Below are 21,216 nucleotides of genomic sequence, written 5' to 3'. Positions count from 1 at the left end.
GGTTCTCGTTTTTTATTAAAAAAAGTATAAAACTACCGTATAATGTCACCAAAAAAAACATATTTATTCTTAAATTTTATGATATGATAGTCTAAGACTACAAAATAACCCTAAATTAGACTTTTTAGGACAACGTAGAATGTTTTTTATTAGGAGGGGCTATAGATGAATCGACGAAATAAAGATGAATTTGAAGATAAAGTAAGTTCTTGGAGTGAGAGAATCGGGGCTTCAATTATTGGAGTATTAACAGTGTTAGGTGTAGGATTAATTACTTATACAGGTGTTAAGGCAGTAACTTTTGAAACTCCAAAAGTAGAACAAGAATATTTAACATTAGAAGATACTGAAGTGACACCAGATGTTGCACCCGAGGCAAATGAACAAGACCAATCGGTGACTAATACGACAACAGAAGAAAATGTAACACAGGAAGAAGTTACTCAACCTGAAACTCCGGTCGAAGAAACACAACCAGAAATACCTCAATCAGAACAACCAGTGGTTGAAGTACCCCAAACAGTTGAAGCAACTTGTAATATTGATGGGGTTAATGTTCGTGAGGAACCAAAAACAGGAACAACCATTATTGGCCAATTAATTTCAGGTGAAAAAATCACAGTATTAAACCGTAATTATAGCGATGAATGGGTTCAAGTTTCATACGATGGACAAACAGGATACGTTTATCATGAATATTTAGATTTTAACTAATGTAAAAAAGCTAGCACTACATCACGTGCTAGCTTTTTATTTGGATTGTTAAGTGATGATGGTTGTATCAATGTGCTTAGAAAACTATCAAGAAGGGCGTTTTCTAAGCATATTGATATTGATGGCGATATCTTAACGTAAAGAAAATAGAGATAAATAGTGTTATGATCTCAGCAAATGGAATGGTTAACCAGATGCCATTGACTTCTAAAAACAAAGGCAATATGGTAATCCCGATGATGACTAAAACTAATGTTCTCATTGTTGAAATTAAAACAGATATTTTACCATTTGAAAAAGCAGTAAACATAGCAGATGCAAAGGTATTAATTCCAACGGTTAAGAAGCTAATAGAAAATAAGTTAAATCCATCAAGAGTCATTTGATAGACGTCGCCTGTATCCCCAGTAAAAATTTGGATAATAGATGGGGCTAAGATAAAGGAAAGAATAAAGGTTGTAATCGATGCGACAAGGATAAATCCATAGCTATATCGAATGAGTTGTTTTAATTCATTAGAATTTTGTTCTCCGTAGCTGTAACTAATAAGAGGTGCAGCTCCTGATGAAAATCCAAGATAGATTGAAATGAGAAGAAATTGGGCGTATAACACGATAGTCATGGCTGCTACTCCATCTTCACCTAGGTAATTAATCATCATAAGATTAAATAGTAAGGTTGTAACTCCACTTGAAAGATTGGTAACCATCTCAGAGGAACCATTTGAAGCACTCTGAAGAAGTACTTTGGCATCAAATACAGGCTTTTCAAAGTGAAGGTAATTCTTTTTATTTAAAAAGTAGATAATTCCGATGATTGAAGGAATTAACATTCCAATAACGGTTGCTAAGGCAGCTCCGGCAATTCCCATTTTTAAAATTACAATAAAGACATAATCGAGAATCATGTTGCTAAATCCACCAATTAGTGTATTGATGAGTCCCAATTTCGGATTATTTGCAGTTACCATAAAGTAGTCAAATAGTGATTTTAAAATAGCGACTGGGGCAAAGAATGTTATGATTGAAATATATTCCTTACAATATGAAAATAGGGTATCAGTGGCACCTAATGATTTAATAATCGGATCTAAGAAGATAAGTTCTATTAGCATTAAAACAATTCCAATAATGGTTGAGCAGATAACAATGAGTGTGAAATTTTGTTTGGCTTCTAATGTTTTTCCTTCCCCTAATTTTTTTGCCACGATGGCACTCCCACCAGTTGCAAACATGATAGCAACTCCCCAAGTTAGCGTAGATAGTGGAAGTGTAATATTAATAGCTGATAAAGCGGCTTGCCCGACGAAGCGGGAAACAAAGATTCCATCAATGATGGTATAAAGTGATAAAAAGACCATCATAATCATGGTTGGAATCGTAAAGTTCATAAATGATTTAAAAGATAATGTTGATTGATTCAGATTAATCCCACCTTATTTTAAAAAATATTTTGTATCTTGCTATACTATGATAAAGTATACGGTAACCATACAGTCAAGAGGAGCACATAAATATGAGTGGAATTTCATCGAAGTATTTTACAACAGGAGAATTTGCAAAGTTGTGGGGAGTTAAAAAACAAACTCTATTTCATTATGACGACATTGGTATTTTTCAACCGGCTAAGAGGGATAGCAATGGATATCGTTACTATACTTATCAACAGTTTGAGGTTTTTGCTGTTATATCTGTTTTAAAAGAAATGGGAATGTCTTTAAATGAGATTAAAATTTATCTCGATAATCGAACTCCTGAGGGATTAATTGAATTATTTGAAGATCAGGTGATTAAAGTCAATCGAGAAATTGACTATTTGAAACGGATTCAACAAGTAATGAAAACTAAAATTGAGCTAACGAAAAAAGCAACTTTAATTGATCATACTAAAATTGAGATAAAAGAATATCAAGAAGATTATTTAATTTTAAGTAATAAATTAGATATCTCTGATGATTTAAAGTTTTTTAATGCATTAGTTGAATTTCTTAAGGATGATGAACTGGGACATGCGACTTTGTATTCTATTGGCACGATGATTAGCAAGGAGAATTTATTGAATCAGGAGTACACTAAGTATACATATTTTTATTCTCCTATAACTAATAAAACTCAGGCTCGAATGTTATTTTTAAAACCTAGAGGAAAGTATGTAGTAGGATATCATAAAGGAAGTTATGAGCAGATTCACAAAACATACGAATTATTATTGAATTTTATTGAAGAGAAACAATTGAAAATTATTGGTTATGCATATGAAGAGTTGCTGTTAGATGAAATCTCTGTAAAAGGTTATGAAAATTATATGACTCAGATTATGATTCATGTAGAAGGTTGATTAACTTCTAATAAGATTATTAGATTACAAAACTAAGAAAGAGACCGATATAAAAATTATTTATTCCCCAAAAGAAGATAAAAAATCAAAGGGAAGTCGTAACTGGCAAGATATAATAGATTATGAATTAATAAAACGAGCTTATCCAAAGAATTCTATTTATGATTCATACCTACTAGTATACGAAAGGATAATTGATTTAAATGATGCTCGTGTATATTAACGTATGGTTAATTTTTATGCTTACAAGTTTAATTATCGCGTTATTGTTTCCTCCTTATCGAGGACGTATAATAAATTTAAAGGGCCCGAGTCGTAAGATTTTAAGGAGACAAAACGATGAATTTGAATATTGGAAAAGTTATTTATGAGTTAAGAAAGAAAGCTAAGGTCACACAAGAACAATTAGCAAATGCTGTGGGAGTCTCAGTACCTGCTGTTTCAAAGTGGGAGAATAACACGAGTTATCCAGATATTACGCTATTACCGGCGATTGCTCGCTATTTTAATACAAGTATTGACGAACTGATGAGTTATGATATGACCTTATCGACGGAGGAAATCGACGTCTTTATAAAAAAATGTCAAAGTATGTTACAGACTCAACCTTTTGAGATGATCGTCAAAGAATGTGAATCGTATTTGCATCAGTACCCAAATAGTTTAGAACTAAAGCTGAATATTGGTTCTTTATATATGATGTCATTTAGTTTTTTAACAGAAGAGTCAGATTTTTTAGAAATGATGAATAAAGCAATTGCCCTGTTTGAAGAAGCAGCCACTAGTTCAGATATCAAAGTACAAGAACAGGCTCATTTTCTTTTAGCTAGTCTTTATGGCATGACGGAAGATGAGAAAAAAGCAGAAGAAGTATTATTAAAAATCCCAAAATCTGAATTGAACAGAGATGATTTATTAATTCCAATATATATCCGTCAAAAACGTTACGATGAAGCTAAAAAGATGATTCAAACTAATATAATGAGAGCACTTCAATCTATTACGTTATATTTATCTAATTATGAGAATTTAGCCATTAAGGAAGACAACTTGGAGTTGGCAGAAAAATTATTACTTATTCAGCCTGAACTTGTAAATTTATTTGATTTAGAAAGAGAATTAGGATTAGGTTATGCTCTAGAGGCTGCTAATTTTTATGCAAGATTGAAAAATAAAGAAAAAACGTTATCGTTTTTAGGAATGCTAGTCGATAAGTTATCATCAACAGAGAAAAAAGGAAAGTCTGAATTTTTTAATCTGTTGGATTTACATGAAAGTGCCGCTGCGTCTCAGTTACCTATATTACTTTTAAGGTCATTAGATATGGATAGATGTTATGATTTTATAAAAGAAGATAATACATTTAAAGTATTAGTTCATCGTTTAGAGCGATTAAAACCTCATGATTAACATGAGGTTTTTTTGATATGTCAAATAATCTAATAATGAGACATTCTTTTCGTTTGTCTTTATAGCGTGAAAAGAGTAGAATAAAGTGTTGTTAGAGTCATTTAACATAGTAAACATAGTTAGAAAAAGAGGGGTAATACATGAGATTAATGGCGAAACTATTTGGTATCTTGATGGTTGTCGGCATTTTGATTGGTTTTTATTCTGCTTATGTAGAACCTCATTTATTACGTGTGAAGCAATATGATATGAAATTTGAGCAAGTAGCGGGCAATCCTATTACGGTTGTGCAATTTTCAGATACTCATGTCGGTGATTTTTTTACAACAGAAGATCTTAAAAAGGTTGTAGATAAGATTAACGAACAACAGGCGGATCTTGTATTGTTCACAGGTGATTTAATGGATAATGCAGCGGAGTATGATGGGTCAATTGATGAGATTGCGACGATTTTATCTAAAATAAAAGCAACAAATGGTAAATATGCGGTTTTTGGAAATCGTGATTACGGAGGCGGTGCAGAACGCTTTTATGAAGATTTAATGGAGTCGGCAGGGTTTGAAGTGCTTGTAAATTCCAGTCGGACTTTAGAAGTTAAAGGAACAACTATCAGTTTATTCGGTGCTGATGATGCTTTAATTGGGTACTATAATTCAAATAAAACGATGCAAGGAATCAGTAATGATCACTTGAATTTGCTACTGATTCATGAACCAGATTTAATTTCTGATTTCCTCAGTTACCCCATTGATTTAGCAACAGCTGGTCATAGCCATGGAGGACAAGTTTATATTCCATTTTATGGGCCATTATTAACGACAGCTTTGGCAGAGGATTATGTGCGTGGGCTTTATGATTTTGGAAATAATCGAAAGACATTACTTTATGTAAATACCGGGATTGGAAATACAAAAGTACCGTTTCGATTATTTAATGTGCCACAAATTTCAGTATTTAAGTTAGAGAAAGCAGAATAGTCTGCTTTTTTTGTTACAATAAGGAGTAATAAGGAGGGATTTCATGAAATGGATTCGATTACGTTCATCTGATGAGAAGTATTTTAATCAGGCATGGGCGATTTATGAACAAAGTTTTCCGGTTTTTGAACAACGTTTACTAAGAGATCAGCAAGCAGCAATGAAAGATGAGGAATTTTATTTTATAGCTATTGTAGAAGAAGAGCGTGTTATTGCAATCGTAGGATATTGGATTTATCCACAGTTTATTTATATTGAACATTTAGCCGTACATCCAGAGGTTCGGGGTCAAAAAATTGGAACAAAAGTATTACATGAATTAAGGGAGCTTCAAAAGACTCTTATTCTTGAAATTGATCCACCTGTGGATAACATTTCAATTAAGCGTCTTCATTTTTATGAAAATGTGGGATTCAAGTTGAATGATTATCCTCATGTCCATCCCGCATATCGTTTAGAGTATAAGGGGCATGAATTAAAGGTTTTAAGTTATCCACAAGGCATTTCATTACATGTCTTTAAAATATTTAGACAATATTTAAATGATACAGTTATGAAATATTCTGAGCGTTAATGAAAAAGGCTATCTATATAGATAGCCTTTTTCATTAATAATTCTTTGACTATTTGGTAATTTATATATATAAGTTCAGATAAGTTTTTAATACTTGAGAAACTTTTTACTTATCAGTGAAAGAAAGCTACGAATTAGCAAGCTTATGATGCAGCGCAAGGAATCTAGTATCAAAAAGTTTTATAAAATTAGGTTAATTCTAAAATGTAGGTAATCCAGTGTTTGGCATATAGAATAATCCCCAGCTGCTTGTCAAAAACATTTTTGTTTATATACAGTAGACCATCTATTTTAGAGAGGTGATGTGAATGAAGATGGGAAAACAACTTTTGAGTATAGGAAACTTCATATTTTTATTATTAATCATGATGAGTAGCTCTAAGGATGAGCTTTATATTTTGACGCTAGTGCAACAAGATTTAGGCGCTTTAGATGGGATAGAAGTTGGATCAGATGATGAAACGATTGTAGATCTTAATATTTTCCATACGAATGATATTCATGGAGGTGTGGATGAAAATATCGGATTTGCAAAATTTAAACATTTTATCAATCTAGCTAATGAGTATACAAGAGCAGAAGGATACCTTGTTCTTGATGCCGGTGATATATTTCATGGAACGCCATTTGCTACAGTAGAATTAGGGGAAAGTGTTGCACAGGTATTAAAGGTTGTTGGATATGATGCGATGTCACCTGGGAACCATGATTTCAACTATGGACAAGATAGACTAGTTGAGCTTGGAAAAGTAGCTGACGTTGAATTATTAGCGGCTAATGTAAAAACGATAGAGGGGAAGTTACGCTACGGGGATTGTTTTGTCAAAGAGATTGGAGGAATGAGTGTTGGATTGTTTGGGCTGACGACACCTGAAACGGTGACTAAAACGAATCCTGAAAATGTAGTGGGCTTAACATTTGGGACAGAGGAAGAGATTGTAGCAGAAGCTAAATTAATGGTTCAAGTGTTACAAGAGAGGGGAGTTGATGTGATTATTGGCCTAATGCATATGGGAATTGATACAGATAGTAGGATTAAATCGACAACAATCGCCAGTCAGGTTGATGATATTGATTTGATTATCGATGGTCATAGTCATTCTGAGTTAAATCAATATGAAATCGTAAATGGGACCATATTAACGTCAACGGGTGAACATTTTAAAAATGTTGGCGTGGTTACTATCCAGTATGATTTGATGGCAGATGAAATAATTAAGTTAGTACCACATCAAATCTCGATGAAACAACTTGAAAAATGTGAAGAGGATACTGAAGTCAAGTCAGTCATTGATAGGATAAAAAATAACCAAAAATCAATTTTGGAAGAAGTTATTGGCACAACGGCTATTAAATTAGAGGGAGGTCGTTCTTCTGTTTTAAATGGCCATACGAATTTAGGTCATTTATTAACTGCTGCTATGTTAAATGAAACACAAGCTGATATTTCACTCATCAATGGTGGAACAATTCGTGATTCAATAGATGTTGGAATGATTACGAAAGGTGATGTATTGAAGGTTTTACCCTTTAGTAATCATATCGTAACGGTTGAAATGACTGGGAAACAACTTATTGAAATTCTAAATAAAGGATTAGTAATAGGTAGTGGAAGATTTCTTCATTTTGCAGGTCTCTTAGTTGAAGCTAAATTAGTTCAAGAAGCGGGATGTCCTGATCGCTATGAAGTTTTATCCGTTCAGTTTAATCAGCAACCTTTAGAGTTAACCCAAACATATGTGGTTGCCATGAATGATTTCATGGTAGCAGGCGGAGACGATTATCAGATGAGTCAAAGTTCAAACCTATTAAATTCATTTGGTACGTTAGATGAAGCACTCATTTCATATGTTAAAGAGTATGGAGAGATAGCTATTTTAAATGCGAATCAAATCAATAATCTAATTATTTTAACGGAAGAAGATATGTTATCTGATGAAAATAAGGTAAATCATTAATATTTAGTCTCATTAGGAAAAGAAGTTGGATGATGAGTCAATTGAAGATGTCAAAAAAAGACGATTAGTTATAAAACTAATCGTCTTTTTTGAGTGAATTAAATTTATGAAGGATAAAGAAAAAATAGTATTTTTACAATTTTTTACTAATGGTTTACACTGAACAGTCTAATTCACAGAAAATTAATATTATTAATTTTTATTAACGATTCATTCATCTTCTCTTAAATTTCTACTGCTATAGTTTAAGTATCGTGTGAAAAGAGTGACTAGGGAGGAAGATTAATGCTTTTAGAATCAATTATTTCTACAAAGATTAAAACGGGAGGGCAAGAAAGGATTAGTGTAACTAAAAACAAACGGAATCTTATTAAAAAGATGGAGCCATTTTTTTACTTAGCACCAGCCTTTATCATCTTTTTGATTTTCGTGTTTTATCCATTTCTTAAAACTATTATGTTAAGTTTATCCACGACTAACTTAAGAGGAGAAATTAAATCATTTGTCGGATTAGAAAATTATATTGAGTTATTCACATCACCAGAGTTTTATAACTCAATTTTGGTAACATTCAAGTTTGTCTTAATGGTCGCAACACCAGCCGTTATTCTTGGATTTATTCTTGCTTTACTCACAAACAATCAATTAAAAGGAAATCGAGTTTATGAACTTTTATTTTCATTGCCGATGGCGGTTGCATCAGCTCCAGCCGCAGCTATATGGACGATGATTTTCCATCCTACCAACGGCATTTTAAATTTTGTGTTAGGACAAGAAATCGGTTGGTTAATTGATCCGAAGTATGCTCTTTTCTCAGTTGCCGTCGTCACGGTTTGGTTAAATCTTGGACTCAACTTTATTTTCTTAACGACAGGCCTCCGTAATGTTCCAGCAGAACTATTAGAAAGTGCTTCAATTGATGGGGCAAATTTTTTTCAAAAATTAAAAAATATCATTATTCCAATGGTATCGCCTCAAATGTTCTTAGTAATTTTCATGAATTTAATCAATGCTTTTCAGGCTTTTGGCCAAATCAAATTATTAACACAAGGTGGCCCAGGAGATTCAACGAATGTTTTAGTTCATTCCATTTATCGAGAAGCATTCTTTAACGGACGATTTGAAACAGCTTGTACGCAAGCCATTGTCTTATTCTTCATCATGATGATTGTCACTTTAATACAATTCAAATTTGAGAAAAAAGGAGTGCATTATCAATAATGAAAACATCTAAAAAAAATCGAGTTATTTTAACGATTGTTAATCTTGTGGTTGGAGTAATTATTATTGGACCACTTCTATATGCGGTGTCATTAAGCTTCATGACACCGGGAGAGATTTCACAGTATCCACCTAAGCTAGTACCAAGTAAGGTTACACTTGAAAATTATCACACGGCAATCAATAGTGTTCCTTTATTTAGATTTATTGTAAACAGTTTTGTTGTTTCAATCTTAGTTACAATCGGCCAAGTTTTTACCGCGAGTTTAGCATCATTCGCTTTTGCTTTCTACGATTTCAAAGGAAAGAAATTATTATTCTTAATGGTTTTATCAACAATGATGATTCCAGGGGAAACAACGATTATTTCGAATTTTTTAACGGTAAGTTCATGGGGATGGACAGATAGTTTACAGGTGTTAATTGTTCCATTTTTAACATCAGCGATGGGAATTTTTTTAATTCGCCAGTTCTACTTAACGTTACCTAAAGATTTAATTGAGGCAGCAAGAATTGATGGGTGTAGTAACTTCATGTTCTTAATCAAAATCTTAATTCCAATTTCAAAACCAGCGATTGCTTCTTTATCGATTTATACATTCATTAGTACATGGAATCAATATTTATGGCCATTGTTAACGATTAATAATGGAAATAATCGAACCGTACAAATCGGAATCAGTATGCTTCAGTTTGCTGAAGGGAGCAATTATGGTGTGGTATTAGCAGGGGCAGTTTTAATTTTAATCCCATCTATTTTAGTGTTTATTTTAGGACAAAAATCACTTGTTCAAGGAATGACAGCGGGATCAGTAAAAGGATAAAAAGGGAGGAAATAGATAATGAAACGTAAATTATTACCAGTAGCAGGGGCTAGTATTTTAGCAACATCATTATTAGTAGGGTGTAGTGGAAGAAATGAAGTATTAAATTCAACTGATGCGACGAAATCGACCAGTAAAGTAACTGAGGTGACGTTTTGGCACTCTATGGGGGGGAAAGGTGGAGAAGCGATTGAGACTTTAGTATCTGAATTCAATAGTTCTCAAAGTAACATTAAAGTAGTGGCCGAGTATCAAGGCTCATATGATGATTCGATTAATAAATTAAAAAGTGCTGCTCTAGGAAACTCAGGACCAGATATTATGCAGTTATATGAAGTTGGGACAAAATGGATGATCGATAGCGGGTATGCAACGCCAATGCAAGAATTGATTGATCGTGATGGATATGATATTTCTTCCCTCGAAGAAAATATTTTAGATTACTATAAAATTGATGGAACGTTATATTCAATGCCATTTAATACGTCGACACCAATTCTTTATTATAATAAAACGGCATTTGAAGAAGTAGGATTAGATCCTGAAGTAGCACCAACAAACTTCGATGAAATTCTTGAATTTTCTAAAATGTTAAAGACAGAGACTCGCTATGGGTATTCAATGAGAGTATATGGATGGTTTTTTGAACAATTCTTAATTAAACAAGGTCTTGATTATGCGAATGAAGGAAACGGACGTGATGGGATTGCGACGTCGGTTGTTTTTGATGAAAATGGTGGGGCATTCAATATTATTCAGGGATGGAAAAATTTAATTGATTCAGGATATGTTTTAAATTTAGGGCGTAGTGATGATGCTGTTTTAGATGCGTTTGGCTCTGGGAAGGTTGCGATGATTATTGGATCAACTGCTTCTTTAACAGATATTAAATCAAAAGTAGGTGAATCATTTGATTTAGGGACTGCTTATTTACCATCAGTTTCTTCAACTGATGAAGGTGGTGTTTCAATTGGTGGGGCCTCATTATGGATCATGGATAAAGGAAGCGATGTGAAACAAGAGGCTGCCTTTGAATTCATTAAATTCATGGTGTCGGCAGAAAGCCAAGCAAAATGGGCAGCTGCAACAGGATATTTCTCTGTTACTAAAGACGCTTATGGCATTGAATCAATGCAAGAACATTTAGAAAAAAATCCTGAATTTTTAACAGCGATTAATCAACTAAGAGAATCTAATAATCAATCAGGAGCCCTTTTAGGCGTATTCCCAGAAGCTCGTGCTTCAATTGAAGAAAATATTGAAAAAGTTTTAAATAATGAAATTGATTCACAGACAGCAGTTTCTAACATTGCAAAAACAATTAATACGGCGTTAGAAAAATATAATAAAGCAAACAATTAAAAATGAGGGAATGTAAATGAATAAATCAATTTTCTTTGATGTGGATAATACACTCGTCTGTCGAGAAAAAAATATGATTTCAAAAAGTACCATACAGGCAATTAAATCTTTAAAAAAGAAAAATATTAATATAGCCATAGCAACAGGAAGATCTTTGGCTATGGTTAAACAAGAATCTTTTTATGACATGTTTAAAACGATTATTTCTGCTAATGGTTCCTTAATTACTGTGAATGATGAAGTGATTTATAAAGAATACATGAATCAAAGGTTAGTCAGAGATCTTTTAACGGTTTTTGAAAAAAATCAAACGCCCTATTGTATTCATTTTCTTCATGAGAGTAAAGGAAAACTAAATCAGGCCTGGGTAGCAGAGTTTTCAATTAAATACAATATGCCGTTAGGATACTTAGAAGAAGATATTTTAAATCAAATTGAAAAGTATGAAGTCTTTCAAATTAATGCATATATTAAGGATAGTGAAATTGAAATGATGCGTCAATCTTATCCACAGTTTAGTTTTGTAAAGCTTATTGATATTGAGGACGGATACGATATTTTCAATAAACATTGTAGTAAAGGGAGCGCAATTCGTTATCTTAAGTCACATCAAAGTGGTAAGGAGATGGAGTACTATGCTTTTGGGGATGGATTTAATGATTTAGAGATGTTTGCTGAGGTGGATTATTCAATTGCGATGGGGAATGGTTGTGATTTATTAAAGGAAAGAGCAACTTACGTAACGGATAGCATCCATGAGAATGGTATTTACAACGCTTTAAAAAATTTGAAATTAATTTAGAAAAACGACTTCATTTCAGGAGACAATGTGTTATTTTATAAGGATAGTTTTTAAATTGGGATCGTCGTAAAGTTTAAAAATGTGAGGTGTGTTTATGATTAATTTTGCTCACCGAGGAGCGAGTGGAGATTTTCCTGAAAATACGTTACTTGCTTTCTTAGAAGGAATTAAAGCAGGAGCGACAGGAATTGAGCTTGATGTTCATAAAAGTAAGGATAATCAATTAGTCGTTATTCATGATGAGGATGTTGAGAGAACACTTAGAGGAAAAGGTCTTGTTCAAGATTTTACGTTAGAAGAATTACAAGCCCTAAAGACGAGAAAATTATTATTTCAAACAGTGGATAACTGTAATGTCCCAACGCTTGAGAAAGTCTTTAAGTTAATCAAGCAACATAGCGTGATTTTAAATATTGAATTAAAAACAGATGAAATTCACTATGTGGGAATTGAAGAGGATGTCATCTCATTAATTCATCAATATGGATTAGTCGATCAAATTTTGATTTCAAGTTTTAATCCTGAATCGATTCGTATTTGTAAAGAACTCGATGAACGGATTAAAACAGGCCTGTTGTATGATGAACCCATTGAAAATGTCATTGAGTTTGCGAAAGTTTTAAAAGCTGATGCTATTCATCCTAATTTGAGATGGGTATCTGAAGATTTAATTAAAGAAGCTCATGCTAATGGTATTCTCGTGAATGTGTATACCGTGAATTCACCTTCCTATATGAGAAAGCTAATTCAAGCAGGCGTAGATGGAATCTTCACTGATTATCCGGCATTATTAGATGAAATTTTAAAATAGAAGAATTAATTTCATAAAAAGTAAGAGAGCAGAATAATCTGCTCTCTTACTTTTCTTTATTTTGTATTTTTTGAAGTAGTGTGGCTAATCGTTTAGCACGCGTTTCTTCTTTTTTTGCTGAGTTGATTGAATCAATGTTTTTTTTCTGAACTGAGTAAGATAAAGAATTCCAAAATTCTAGATGTTGTGGATGTTGTTCAAAGAACGATTTGACCTCATCAGGTAGTTCGACAATACGAGGCAGTTCATCTTTTTTTAGTGTCACCGTAACAGTGTCACCGATTGTTTTACCGATTTGTTCACGAATTTCTTTCTTAATCCCAATGATGTGACAATCAGTTCCCATTTTTACAAGTGATCCACGATATTGGACTCCATCAAATGATGCAATAACTTTTACTCGTTTAGCGCCATAAACTTCTTCAACATTAAATGGAATCTCGATATAAGCTCCACCCTTTGTTTTTGCTTCTATTATTTTTGCATTAAATGCTTGCATCTCTTTATAACCTCACTTTAATAGTACGTTTTTAATGATATCAAATTCTTCAGAGATGGTCATTATTTTTTATATAAGGATTTAATCCAGCTATTTAATTTTTTAAGATGATGAATTTCTTCGTTAACAACCTTTGCTTGTTGATTTTGTTCATTAACTAAAATTTGATTGAGTTGTTCAATCACGGGATAGAGGTTCTCCCAATTACTTTTATGACGTAATGTTTCAATAATATCTGATAAATCAAGATGGGTAAGTAAAAGATTTTTCCCCCAAGCAAGATGACGCTCGTCTTCATATAACGATTGGTTCACATAAAAATCAAATGTGTCTTTATCGTAATAATAATTAAATAAATTTAAATCAATTTTACATAGTTCGATAATAGCTTCAGGAACTTTTTGATTTTTCAATAACCGAATTGCTTCACGAAGTTGAAAAATATTCTCTTGATGAGCCTCATGAGGAAAAATACTGGATCCGTTCCATGAAAGGCGCACAAAACATTCCTGAATCTCTAGATAAATATAGTGAAGTTGCTTATTCAAATAATTGATTTCTTGATTGCTAAACTCGTTCTGATTCAAATAGTCATACAATTTCTTAGCACTCCATCTCGCTTTATGCATCTCAAGATATAGCGATTTATACTGATGGTATGTCTCATAATCAAGACTATTTTCAAGAGCCTCAAACAAAGCCTCGAAGTTAAAAGGCTTAATCTTCATTTGGTCGAAGAGGATAATGAGCGTTCCATAAAGCTTGTGACAGTATAAATAAGCTGCGGGACTAAAATGATTTTGAATCAAATCGTAATTAGTTCGATACGTTGTTTTGACGTACTCACTATCTGGACGATAACTAATCACGGTCGGAACCCCACTTTGAGAATAAGGAAAATCATCACTTAAAATAGTCGTTGGGGCATCAACGAGTGCTCCTTTTTTATAGGGACATCCCCGGACAAGCTTTTCAATAGATTGAATGATCCGTTGGTATTCATAAGTTGTTTTCATCATATGGGAATCACAATCATCTTGTGCGACAAATCCTTCTAAATTAATTGCAATAAAAGCTTTTTCAGCCCATTCCGGATGATTAAACCTTATTTGCTGATAACTACCGACTGACCAATTAAACGAAGAATTCGTCATCCCCCAAATTCTGGCGCTATGAGCAATAAAGATAATTGTCTTTTTAGGCTTATAATCACTCAAATTTAAAGTTCTCGCTAAACTGAGCAATAATCCGCAACCGCTCGCTCCATCATGGAAACTATGAAAAATTCCATCATAGTGAGCCATTACCAAAATTAACTCATCCGATTGCTCACCAGGAATTTCCCCAATCACATTATACGACTGCTGATCAGGAGTAACCGTATTATAACAATTTAAAATCACAGATAAACTTTCCCTTTTCCCAAGCCGTTTTTTCAACGCTTTAGCATCTTTTAAGCTCATTGAAAAAGTAGGGATGTTAGCAGGAGCAATAAAATTATCATAGTTAAGAGATTCTGTAATAATTTTATCGTCATTTTCAAATGGAGCAACAATGATTCCATAAGCTCCATTTTTTTTAGCTTGATAGGCTGAGACTCCGACCTGACATCCGATATATTCATCTAAATCAATTAATACCAACTTATCTTTAACATCGAGATCTTGATAATCAGATCGAGTTCCACGTCCAACATAAACAAGTTCAAATTCTTTGTTGGCAATGATACAGTTATTTGCATAAGAACTTAATGTAATTTTTTTAGGTTGTAATTTATCGACATAATATAAAGCGGCATTTTTAAAATCCCAGGAATCAATGTTAACTTGTTCTTTTCTGACGTTTTGAAGGCCAATATTTATAAATTCTTGAAATATGAAGTTGCTGGCCTCAGTTTCTGCCTGAGATCCGGCTGTTCTAAAACCAAGTTCTTCATTAGAACCAAAGTTGGCGAGGGTAGTCGCAACATAGGTAGCATATTCAACGTTGATTTTATCGTAAAAGATATCTAAGTCCTCTTGATAACTCATCGCTTCATCTCCTTATATTTAGCATTATTAATAATATATTAGGCGATGGCGTAATTGGTTACACTGTAGGCTTAAATTAGAAATTAAAGTTTATTATCATTGTTTTTTAGTTGTTAAAAGTTTGAAAAAATAAAAAAATGTGTACTTTTAGTGGTATTTTCTTGCTTATTTTGTATCAAAATGATGTAAAATTGATGTTTTTTTGGAATATATTTCCGCTAGTATGTGGTAATCTTTTCTGGGTATAATTAATTATGTTTAACCATTTAAACTACCTCGCCTCATAGGGAGAAGGGCTAAATTTACAAGGAGGTAAGCATATGAGTAAGAAAAACGGCAAGAAAAAAGTAACAATACTCGATAGAGTAGAGAGAATTGGGAACGCGTTACCGCATCCAGCAACAATTTTCTTAATTTTATGTGGAGTAATCGTTGTATTATCAGCAATCTTAGCAGCATCAGGAGTTTCGGTAACGTACGAGGGGATTAATCGTACAACGAATGTTGTTGAGGAAATGACAGTAACAGTAAATAGTCTTCTTTCAAAAGAAGGTGTTCAATATTTATTTAAATCAGCAGTAAGTAACTTTACTGGATTCGCCCCACTTGGTACAGTTTTAGTAGCATTACTTGGGGTTGGTCTTGCTGAAGGAACTGGATTCATTTCAGCTTTATTAAAGAAATTAGTTATGAGTACACCAAAACGTTTAATTACGGTAGTTGTTGTACTTGCAGGGGTTTTATCAAGTATCGCATCTGATGCTGGATACGTAGTATTAATTCCTCTTGGAGCTATTATTTTCTTAAGTGTTGGACGTCATCCAATGGCAGGTCTTGCAGCGGCATTCGCTGGGGTATCTGGAGGATTCAGTGCTAACGTTATGGTTGGTCCTACTGATTCATTACTTGGAGGATTAACAACTGAAGGAGCTAAGTTATTTGATCCAAACTATGTAGTTGGGATGGAAGCGAACTGGTGGTTCTTAATTGCTTCAACAGTATTAATCACAGTTATCGGAACATTCGTGACTGAGAAAATCGTTGAACCACGTTTAGGAGCTTATAAAGGTGATGCAACAGTCGAAGAAAATTCAATGACTGTAACAAAAGAAGAAAAACGCGGATTAAAATTCGCTGGTATCGCAGCATTAGTTATCCTAGTAGGAATTATTGCTTTAGTGGGTCCAGCAAATGGATTATTACGCGGAACTGATCCAGGTGTACAAGGAATCTTAAAATCACCATTTATGGATTCATTAGTATTCATCATTGCATTATACTTCGGATTAGTTGGTATCGCTTATGGTGTTGGTGCTAAAACAGTTAAGAATGATAAAGACGTTATGAACTTAATGGGTAAAAGTATGGCTTCAATGGGATCATACATTGTGTTAGTATTCTTCGCTGCTCAATTCGTTGCTTACTTCAGTTATACTAACTTAGGAACAATCATCGCGGTTAAAGGTGCTGATATGTTACAAGCAATCGGATTACAAGGTATTCCATTAGTTATCTTATTTATCTTAGTAGTAGCATTTATCAACATCTTCATGGGATCAGCTTCTGCTAAATGGGCTATCTTAGCTCCAGTATTCGTTCCAATGTTAATGAAAGTTGGATTCACACCAGAATTTACGCAAATGGCTTATCGTATCGGAGATTCTACAACTAACTTAATCTCTCCATTAATGAGCTACTTCGCATTAATCGTAACATTCGCTCATAAATATGATAAAGATTCAGGAATTGGTACTTTAATTTCAACAATGGTTCCTTATTCAATCTCTTTATTAATTGGATGGACACTGTTATTAATTATCTGGTTCGTATTCAACTTACCATTAGGACCTGGAATCTCAATCTTTATGTAATAAAAATTAAAAGGCTTGAACATTTTGTTCAAGCCTTTTTTACATATATGGATGATCTGTTTTTTTCATTTCAATGACAATAAAATGTGAGTCATGTGTCGCCTCAATATGAACATGATCTTCTATAATTTCAAGAGAATCTTTCTCTTTTAATGCAATCCCGTTCACTTCTGAGAAGCCTTCGATTTGAAGAAGGTAAGCTTGACGATTCACCCCAACATTTATATCAGCCGTATTATGTTCGTCTAAAAGAATCGTATAGATATTAACGTCTTGATTTAGGGTAATAGGGGCATCATCTGTTAAATCAGATGCCATATGTAACCATTCATTATGACGTGCATCCCAATCAAAGTGATAGACTCCATATGTTGGTTGATGTCCTTTTTTATCTGGAGTAATCCACATTTCAAGAAGTCGAAGCGGTTCATCTTGATCGTTGTACTCACGATGTGTTGTACCGGTACCAGCGCTTAAGTATTGCATTTGTCCACGAGTTAAGTGAGTGGTATTGCCCATACTATCAGTATGAGTTAACGTTCCAGAGATGACGTATGTTAAAATCTCCATATCTTTATGGGGACAAGCTTCAAATCCACTATGTGGTGCAATCATATTATCATTTAAAACACGTAAGACACCGAAATTAAGATTCGCTTGATCGAAGTAATCAGCATAGGAAAAGTGGTATGTTGACTCAAGCCAATCGTAAACTGCACCACCCATGAACTGATGATCGAGTTTTCTGAGCATAGTATTTCACCCCATCTTAAAAATTAGGCATACGCCTACTCATAGTATTGATGAGTTAGCTGAAAGTATACTTCATATTACGATTAAATTCGACAGGAAATTTATTTCCCAGGTAACAAAAAGAAGTATAATTATCAAAGGAGAAAGGAGTAATCATATGGAACATAAGGTTTTAATTGTAGAAGATGATTTGAGCATTGCGCGTTTAATTAAATTAAATTTGAATTTAGCGGGCTATTTAACGGAATCAGTTGAGGATGGTTTATTAGCTTTTGAGTGAATTCAAAAAGAAAAGTTTGATCTTATTTTACTTGATGTGATGATTCCAGGAATGGATGGATTTAAGTTAATGGAAAAAATACGTCCCTTAAATATTCCGGTTATTTTTTTAACAGCAAAGACGTCGACGATGGATAAGGTAGACGGTCTACGTTTAGGGGCAGATGATTATATGGTCAAGCCTTTTGAAGCGATAGAGTTATTAGCTCGTATTGAAGCAGTTTTAAGAAGATATGGTAAAGTTCATAAATTGTTAACATATAAAAATATTACGGTGAATGATGAAAAGCGTGAAGTTGAGCTAAATGGTAACGTCGTGTATCTCACAGTGAAAGAATATGATTTGTTTTTAACACTGTTAAAAAATAAGAATATTGCCTTATCCCGTGAACAGTTAATTGAAAAAGTATGGGGAATTGATTATTATGGTGAAACTCGGACAGTTGATATGCATATTAATGCGCTACGTAAAAAGTTAGGGTTACAAGAGGAGATTAAAACAGTCTATAAAATTGGATATCGTTTGGAGGATTAATCGTGAAGATTTGGATTAAGATTACATTGTATTCGATGATTGTCTTTACGATTATTTTTAATATATCTGGGGTGCTCATTATTGAAGAGAATCATTCTAATATGCTAAATCAAGAAGTTGAAAGTACGCTTAGTCAGACGGATTCTATTTATAAAGGCATTGTCGCGATGGGGCCTGTTTTTAAGATTTATAATGATGAAAGTTATACCAAAGAGTTATTAAAGTCATATGCTCAAAATGTTGTTTATGGGAGTGGCAAAGAAATAAATTACATAGAAATTATTAATGATAGTAATGAGATGATTTATACGAATATTGATTTTAAATTGCCTGATAGACGTATTGAATATGATCAAATTAAGACAGATGAAATTAATTATATATTAAGGGAAATTGAGGGGAAAACTTATTTGTTTTCATCCATTTCAGTTCCAGTAGAACAGACGATTTATCGAATTTCTTATGTAAGAGATTTAACTCATTTATATATAAATAGAATTCAGGAATATCAGTTTTTTATCTTACTTGATGCCCTAGCGTTAGTAATCTATTTTATTTCAATGTTTGCAGTGAGCAAATCTATTACAAAACCGATTGAACGAATGGTTCATTCGACGAAAGTTATTGCAAGTGGCCATTATAACGAACGACTTCAGATTCGTACTCATGACGAAATGGGACGTTTAGCTCACGATTTTAATGAGATGGCTCAAGCAATTGAAATTAAAATTAACGAGCTTGCTAAAAGTAACGAAGATAAACAAAATTTTATTAATGACTTTACCCATGAACTGAGAACACCATTAACTTCAATTCTTGGGTATACTGATTTTTTAAGAAAATCGCCATACAATGAAGAGTTATTTTTAGAAGCATTAGATACTATTTATAATGAAGGAAAACGATTGGAAACAATCTCAGTTAAATTGATGAATTTAGTATTACTTGAGAAGGAAAATCTTCCACTTCAAAGAGGAAATTTAAAAGATGTCATTGAATCCATTTTACCTATTCTTGAAATGAAGACCTCAGCGTATCATTTGAATTTGATTGTTAATTGTGAAGATGGTGAGTTTTTAATGGATGTAGATTTAATGAAATCTCTGATTATTAATTTAGTTGAAAATGCGATAAAAGCATCTCAAGAAGACCATAACATTTCGATTCGTTGTGAGTCGCTACAGAATGAAATTTTATTAATCGTTGAAGATGAGGGATGCGGGATTTCACCGCAACATCTTGATAAAATAACGCAACCCTTTTATATGGTAGATGAAGTCAGAACGACGAGAAATAATGGATTAGGTCTTGGGTTAGCAATTTGTAAAAAAATTATTCAGTTACATCAGGGAGAATTAATAATTGAAAGTCAGATTGATCAAGGCACAAAAATAATGGTCAAGTTTCTAAAGATAGGAGGGGAAGCATTATGAGAAAAATAATCTTTATTTTAGGATGTTTATTTCTTAGTGGATGTTCTCGGCTCTTTAATACGATTCAACTTGATACTTTGATGAGTCAAAAGATTGAAACAAATGCGTTAGATATTAGTTCTAATTACAATGGAATTGTTTCAGTTGATACGATTAAAGATATTAGTATTAAAGCTGTGAATAGCTACCTTCAAAAAAGTTTACAACTTGATAATGTTGCTATCGCTGTTCAGTTTTATGAATCTGAAACAATGGAAAATCTCATTTTAGAATGGAAACATAAGCCGTACCTCTTTTCTTTTTCAGAAGAAGTGATTGATAGTTTAAATGATGAATTGAGTGAAGGAATTTTTATTGTTGAAATGAAAGGTGAAACTTATGATTATCAAGTCATTTTAACGGCTAGTAGTGGTCAACTATTAGAGATTGATGATTGTTCAAAAGGAACTCGATTCTCTGATGGTGATAAAGTTGAGGTAGAGGAAGTGATAGCTATGTGTCAAAATTATATTGAGATGGTTATGGGAATTAATCCTGATACCCTTAGCTTTGAGATTGGAAGCTCTGATTTTTCTAATAATTATGAGTTAACGTATTATGATAAGCAAACAAAAGAACAATCTTTTTTATTAGAAGTAAATCCTTATACATTACGTATCGTGAGATGTTCACTTGGGTTTTGGTCGACGTTAAATTAAAAAAAGACGCATCTTAGGATGCATCTTTTTAAAACTTTACAACTTCTATATAACTTTTTTAAATCTTTCATAGATGCAATCGACATAATTGTCTCAATATGTTAGAGATTGACGAAAAGAGGGATGAA

Annotated in this window: 20 protein-coding genes; 16 read left to right on the top strand and 4 right to left on the bottom strand. The window is 33.1% G+C overall.

What is annotated here, in order from left to right:
* Positions 1-165: 165 nt before the first annotated feature.
* Entirely contained in the window at positions 166-714 is a 549-nt protein-coding gene (locus QWC74_RS06145; RefSeq protein ID WP_006783914.1) for an SH3 domain-containing protein, read from the top strand.
* Between the two features lie 103 nt (positions 715-817).
* Here the strand turns inward: QWC74_RS06145 and QWC74_RS06140 are convergent, their stop codons facing one another.
* Positions 818-2,083 carry an MATE family efflux transporter gene (locus tag QWC74_RS06140; RefSeq protein ID WP_229040155.1) on the bottom strand — a complete coding sequence of 422 codons (1,266 nt, stop codon included), beginning with the start codon at positions 2,081-2,083 and terminating at the stop codon, positions 818-820.
* 146 nt (positions 2,084-2,229) lie between these two features.
* Here QWC74_RS06140 and QWC74_RS06135 point away from each other — a divergent pair, with 146 nt between their 5' ends.
* The 10 genes from QWC74_RS06135 to QWC74_RS06090 all read left to right on the top strand — a co-directional run bounded on the left by QWC74_RS06135 (position 2,230) and on the right by QWC74_RS06090 (position 12,990).
* Positions 2,230-3,051, top strand: coding sequence for a MerR family transcriptional regulator (locus QWC74_RS06135; protein WP_006783916.1), 822 nt, complete (start codon positions 2,230-2,232; stop codon positions 3,049-3,051).
* Positions 3,052-3,390: 339 nt separating this feature from the next.
* Positions 3,391-4,461 carry a helix-turn-helix domain-containing protein gene (locus QWC74_RS06130; RefSeq protein WP_006783917.1) on the top strand — a complete coding sequence of 357 codons (1,071 nt, stop codon included), beginning with the start codon at positions 3,391-3,393 and terminating at the stop codon, positions 4,459-4,461.
* Positions 4,462-4,601: 140 nt separating this feature from the next.
* Positions 4,602-5,438 carry a metallophosphoesterase gene (locus tag QWC74_RS06125; RefSeq protein ID WP_006783918.1) on the top strand — a complete coding sequence of 279 codons (837 nt, stop codon included), beginning with the start codon at positions 4,602-4,604 and terminating at the stop codon, positions 5,436-5,438.
* 43 nt (positions 5,439-5,481) lie between these two features.
* Positions 5,482-6,012 carry a GNAT family N-acetyltransferase gene (locus QWC74_RS06120; RefSeq protein ID WP_006783919.1) on the top strand — a complete coding sequence of 177 codons (531 nt, stop codon included), beginning with the start codon at positions 5,482-5,484 and terminating at the stop codon, positions 6,010-6,012.
* A 314-nt stretch (positions 6,013-6,326) separates the two neighbouring features.
* Entirely contained in the window at positions 6,327-7,970 is a 1,644-nt protein-coding gene (locus QWC74_RS06115) for a bifunctional UDP-sugar hydrolase/5'-nucleotidase (RefSeq protein WP_229040157.1), read from the top strand.
* Between the two features lie 285 nt (positions 7,971-8,255).
* Positions 8,256-9,191 (top strand): carbohydrate ABC transporter permease, encoded by a 936-nt coding sequence (locus tag QWC74_RS06110; RefSeq protein WP_006783921.1) that lies wholly within the window; start codon positions 8,256-8,258, stop codon positions 9,189-9,191.
* Entirely contained in the window at positions 9,191-10,015 is an 825-nt protein-coding gene (locus QWC74_RS06105) for a carbohydrate ABC transporter permease (protein WP_006783922.1), read from the top strand. The genes QWC74_RS06110 and QWC74_RS06105 overlap by 1 nt, the downstream gene beginning before the upstream one ends.
* Positions 10,016-10,033: 18 nt before the next feature.
* Positions 10,034-11,377, top strand: coding sequence for an ABC transporter substrate-binding protein (locus tag QWC74_RS06100; RefSeq protein ID WP_006783923.1), 1,344 nt, complete (start codon positions 10,034-10,036; stop codon positions 11,375-11,377).
* A gap of 16 nt (positions 11,378-11,393) precedes the next feature.
* Entirely contained in the window at positions 11,394-12,179 is a 786-nt protein-coding gene (locus QWC74_RS06095; protein ID WP_006783924.1) for a Cof-type HAD-IIB family hydrolase, read from the top strand.
* Positions 12,180-12,273: 94 nt separating this feature from the next.
* A complete protein-coding gene (locus QWC74_RS06090; RefSeq protein WP_006783925.1) occupies positions 12,274-12,990 on the top strand; it encodes a glycerophosphodiester phosphodiesterase in 717 nt (238 codons plus the stop codon).
* A gap of 46 nt (positions 12,991-13,036) precedes the next feature.
* Here the strand turns inward: QWC74_RS06090 and QWC74_RS06085 are convergent, their stop codons facing one another.
* Both QWC74_RS06085 and QWC74_RS06080 read right to left on the bottom strand, forming a co-directional pair.
* Positions 13,037-13,489, bottom strand: a complete 453-nt coding sequence (locus QWC74_RS06085; RefSeq protein WP_006783926.1) for a YdeI/OmpD-associated family protein — start codon at positions 13,487-13,489, stop codon at positions 13,037-13,039.
* A gap of 62 nt (positions 13,490-13,551) precedes the next feature.
* Positions 13,552-15,519 (bottom strand): M28 family peptidase, encoded by a 1,968-nt coding sequence (locus tag QWC74_RS06080; protein WP_006783927.1) that lies wholly within the window; start codon positions 15,517-15,519, stop codon positions 13,552-13,554.
* Positions 15,520-15,839: 320 nt separating this feature from the next.
* Between QWC74_RS06080 and QWC74_RS06075 the strand changes: the two genes are divergently transcribed.
* A complete protein-coding gene (locus QWC74_RS06075) occupies positions 15,840-17,390 on the top strand; it encodes an AbgT family transporter (protein ID WP_006783928.1) in 1,551 nt (516 codons plus the stop codon).
* Between the two features lie 39 nt (positions 17,391-17,429).
* Here the strand turns inward: QWC74_RS06075 and QWC74_RS06070 are convergent, their stop codons facing one another.
* Entirely contained in the window at positions 17,430-18,143 is a 714-nt protein-coding gene (locus tag QWC74_RS06070; protein WP_006783929.1) for a pirin-like bicupin family protein, read from the bottom strand.
* Between the two features lie 157 nt (positions 18,144-18,300).
* Here QWC74_RS06070 and QWC74_RS14815 point away from each other — a divergent pair, with 157 nt between their 5' ends.
* From QWC74_RS14815 to QWC74_RS06055, 4 genes are read left to right on the top strand one after another with little or no spacing between them, the layout of a single operon-like run.
* A complete protein-coding gene (locus QWC74_RS14815; protein ID WP_006783930.1) occupies positions 18,301-18,423 on the top strand; it encodes a response regulator transcription factor in 123 nt (40 codons plus the stop codon).
* The gene (locus QWC74_RS06065) at positions 18,424-18,957 is read left to right on the top strand and encodes a response regulator transcription factor (protein ID WP_330938294.1); all 534 of its coding nucleotides are present in this window, start codon (positions 18,424-18,426) and stop codon (positions 18,955-18,957) included.
* A 2-nt stretch (positions 18,958-18,959) separates the two neighbouring features.
* Positions 18,960-20,390: a cell wall metabolism sensor histidine kinase WalK gene (locus QWC74_RS06060; RefSeq protein WP_006783932.1), complete on the top strand. Its 1,431-nt coding sequence runs from the start codon at positions 18,960-18,962 to the stop codon at positions 20,388-20,390.
* Positions 20,387-21,088 carry a hypothetical protein gene (locus QWC74_RS06055; RefSeq protein ID WP_006783933.1) on the top strand — a complete coding sequence of 234 codons (702 nt, stop codon included), beginning with the start codon at positions 20,387-20,389 and terminating at the stop codon, positions 21,086-21,088. The genes QWC74_RS06060 and QWC74_RS06055 overlap by 4 nt, the downstream gene beginning before the upstream one ends.
* Positions 21,089-21,216 lie beyond the last annotated feature (128 nt).

This window comes from uncultured Turicibacter sp. (assembly GCF_938044715.1).
Taxonomy (GTDB): Bacteria; Bacillota_I; Bacilli_A; order MOL361; family Turicibacteraceae; genus Turicibacter; species Turicibacter sanguinis.
The sequence above is the reverse complement of the archived record's forward strand: the minus strand, read 5'-3'. Positions and strand labels throughout refer to the sequence as shown.

Bases quoted from the DNA above. Each gene is read 5' to 3' on its own strand.
- QWC74_RS06145 (WP_006783914.1), top strand. From the start codon at position 166: ATGAATCGACGAAATAAAGATGAATTTGAAGATAAAGTAAGTTCTTGG.
- QWC74_RS06140 (WP_229040155.1), bottom strand. From the start codon at position 2,083: ATGATTATGATGGTCTTTTTATCACTTTATACCATCATTGATGGAATC.
- QWC74_RS06135 (WP_006783916.1), top strand. From the start codon at position 2,230: ATGAGTGGAATTTCATCGAAGTATTTTACAACAGGAGAATTTGCAAAG.
- QWC74_RS06130 (WP_006783917.1), top strand. From the start codon at position 3,391: ATGAATTTGAATATTGGAAAAGTTATTTATGAGTTAAGAAAGAAAGCT.
- QWC74_RS06125 (WP_006783918.1), top strand. From the start codon at position 4,602: ATGAGATTAATGGCGAAACTATTTGGTATCTTGATGGTTGTCGGCATT.
- QWC74_RS06120 (WP_006783919.1), top strand. From the start codon at position 5,482: ATGAAATGGATTCGATTACGTTCATCTGATGAGAAGTATTTTAATCAG.
- QWC74_RS06115 (WP_229040157.1), top strand. From the start codon at position 6,327: ATGGGAAAACAACTTTTGAGTATAGGAAACTTCATATTTTTATTATTA.
- QWC74_RS06110 (WP_006783921.1), top strand. From the start codon at position 8,256: ATGCTTTTAGAATCAATTATTTCTACAAAGATTAAAACGGGAGGGCAA.
- QWC74_RS06105 (WP_006783922.1), top strand. From the start codon at position 9,191: ATGAAAACATCTAAAAAAAATCGAGTTATTTTAACGATTGTTAATCTT.
- QWC74_RS06100 (WP_006783923.1), top strand. From the start codon at position 10,034: ATGAAACGTAAATTATTACCAGTAGCAGGGGCTAGTATTTTAGCAACA.
- QWC74_RS06095 (WP_006783924.1), top strand. From the start codon at position 11,394: ATGAATAAATCAATTTTCTTTGATGTGGATAATACACTCGTCTGTCGA.
- QWC74_RS06090 (WP_006783925.1), top strand. From the start codon at position 12,274: ATGATTAATTTTGCTCACCGAGGAGCGAGTGGAGATTTTCCTGAAAAT.
- QWC74_RS06085 (WP_006783926.1), bottom strand. From the start codon at position 13,489: ATGCAAGCATTTAATGCAAAAATAATAGAAGCAAAAACAAAGGGTGGA.
- QWC74_RS06080 (WP_006783927.1), bottom strand. From the start codon at position 15,519: ATGAGTTATCAAGAGGACTTAGATATCTTTTACGATAAAATCAACGTT.
- QWC74_RS06075 (WP_006783928.1), top strand. From the start codon at position 15,840: ATGAGTAAGAAAAACGGCAAGAAAAAAGTAACAATACTCGATAGAGTA.
- QWC74_RS06070 (WP_006783929.1), bottom strand. From the start codon at position 18,143: ATGCTCAGAAAACTCGATCATCAGTTCATGGGTGGTGCAGTTTACGAT.
- QWC74_RS14815 (WP_006783930.1), top strand. From the start codon at position 18,301: ATGGAACATAAGGTTTTAATTGTAGAAGATGATTTGAGCATTGCGCGT.
- QWC74_RS06055 (WP_006783933.1), top strand. From the start codon at position 20,387: ATGAGAAAAATAATCTTTATTTTAGGATGTTTATTTCTTAGTGGATGT.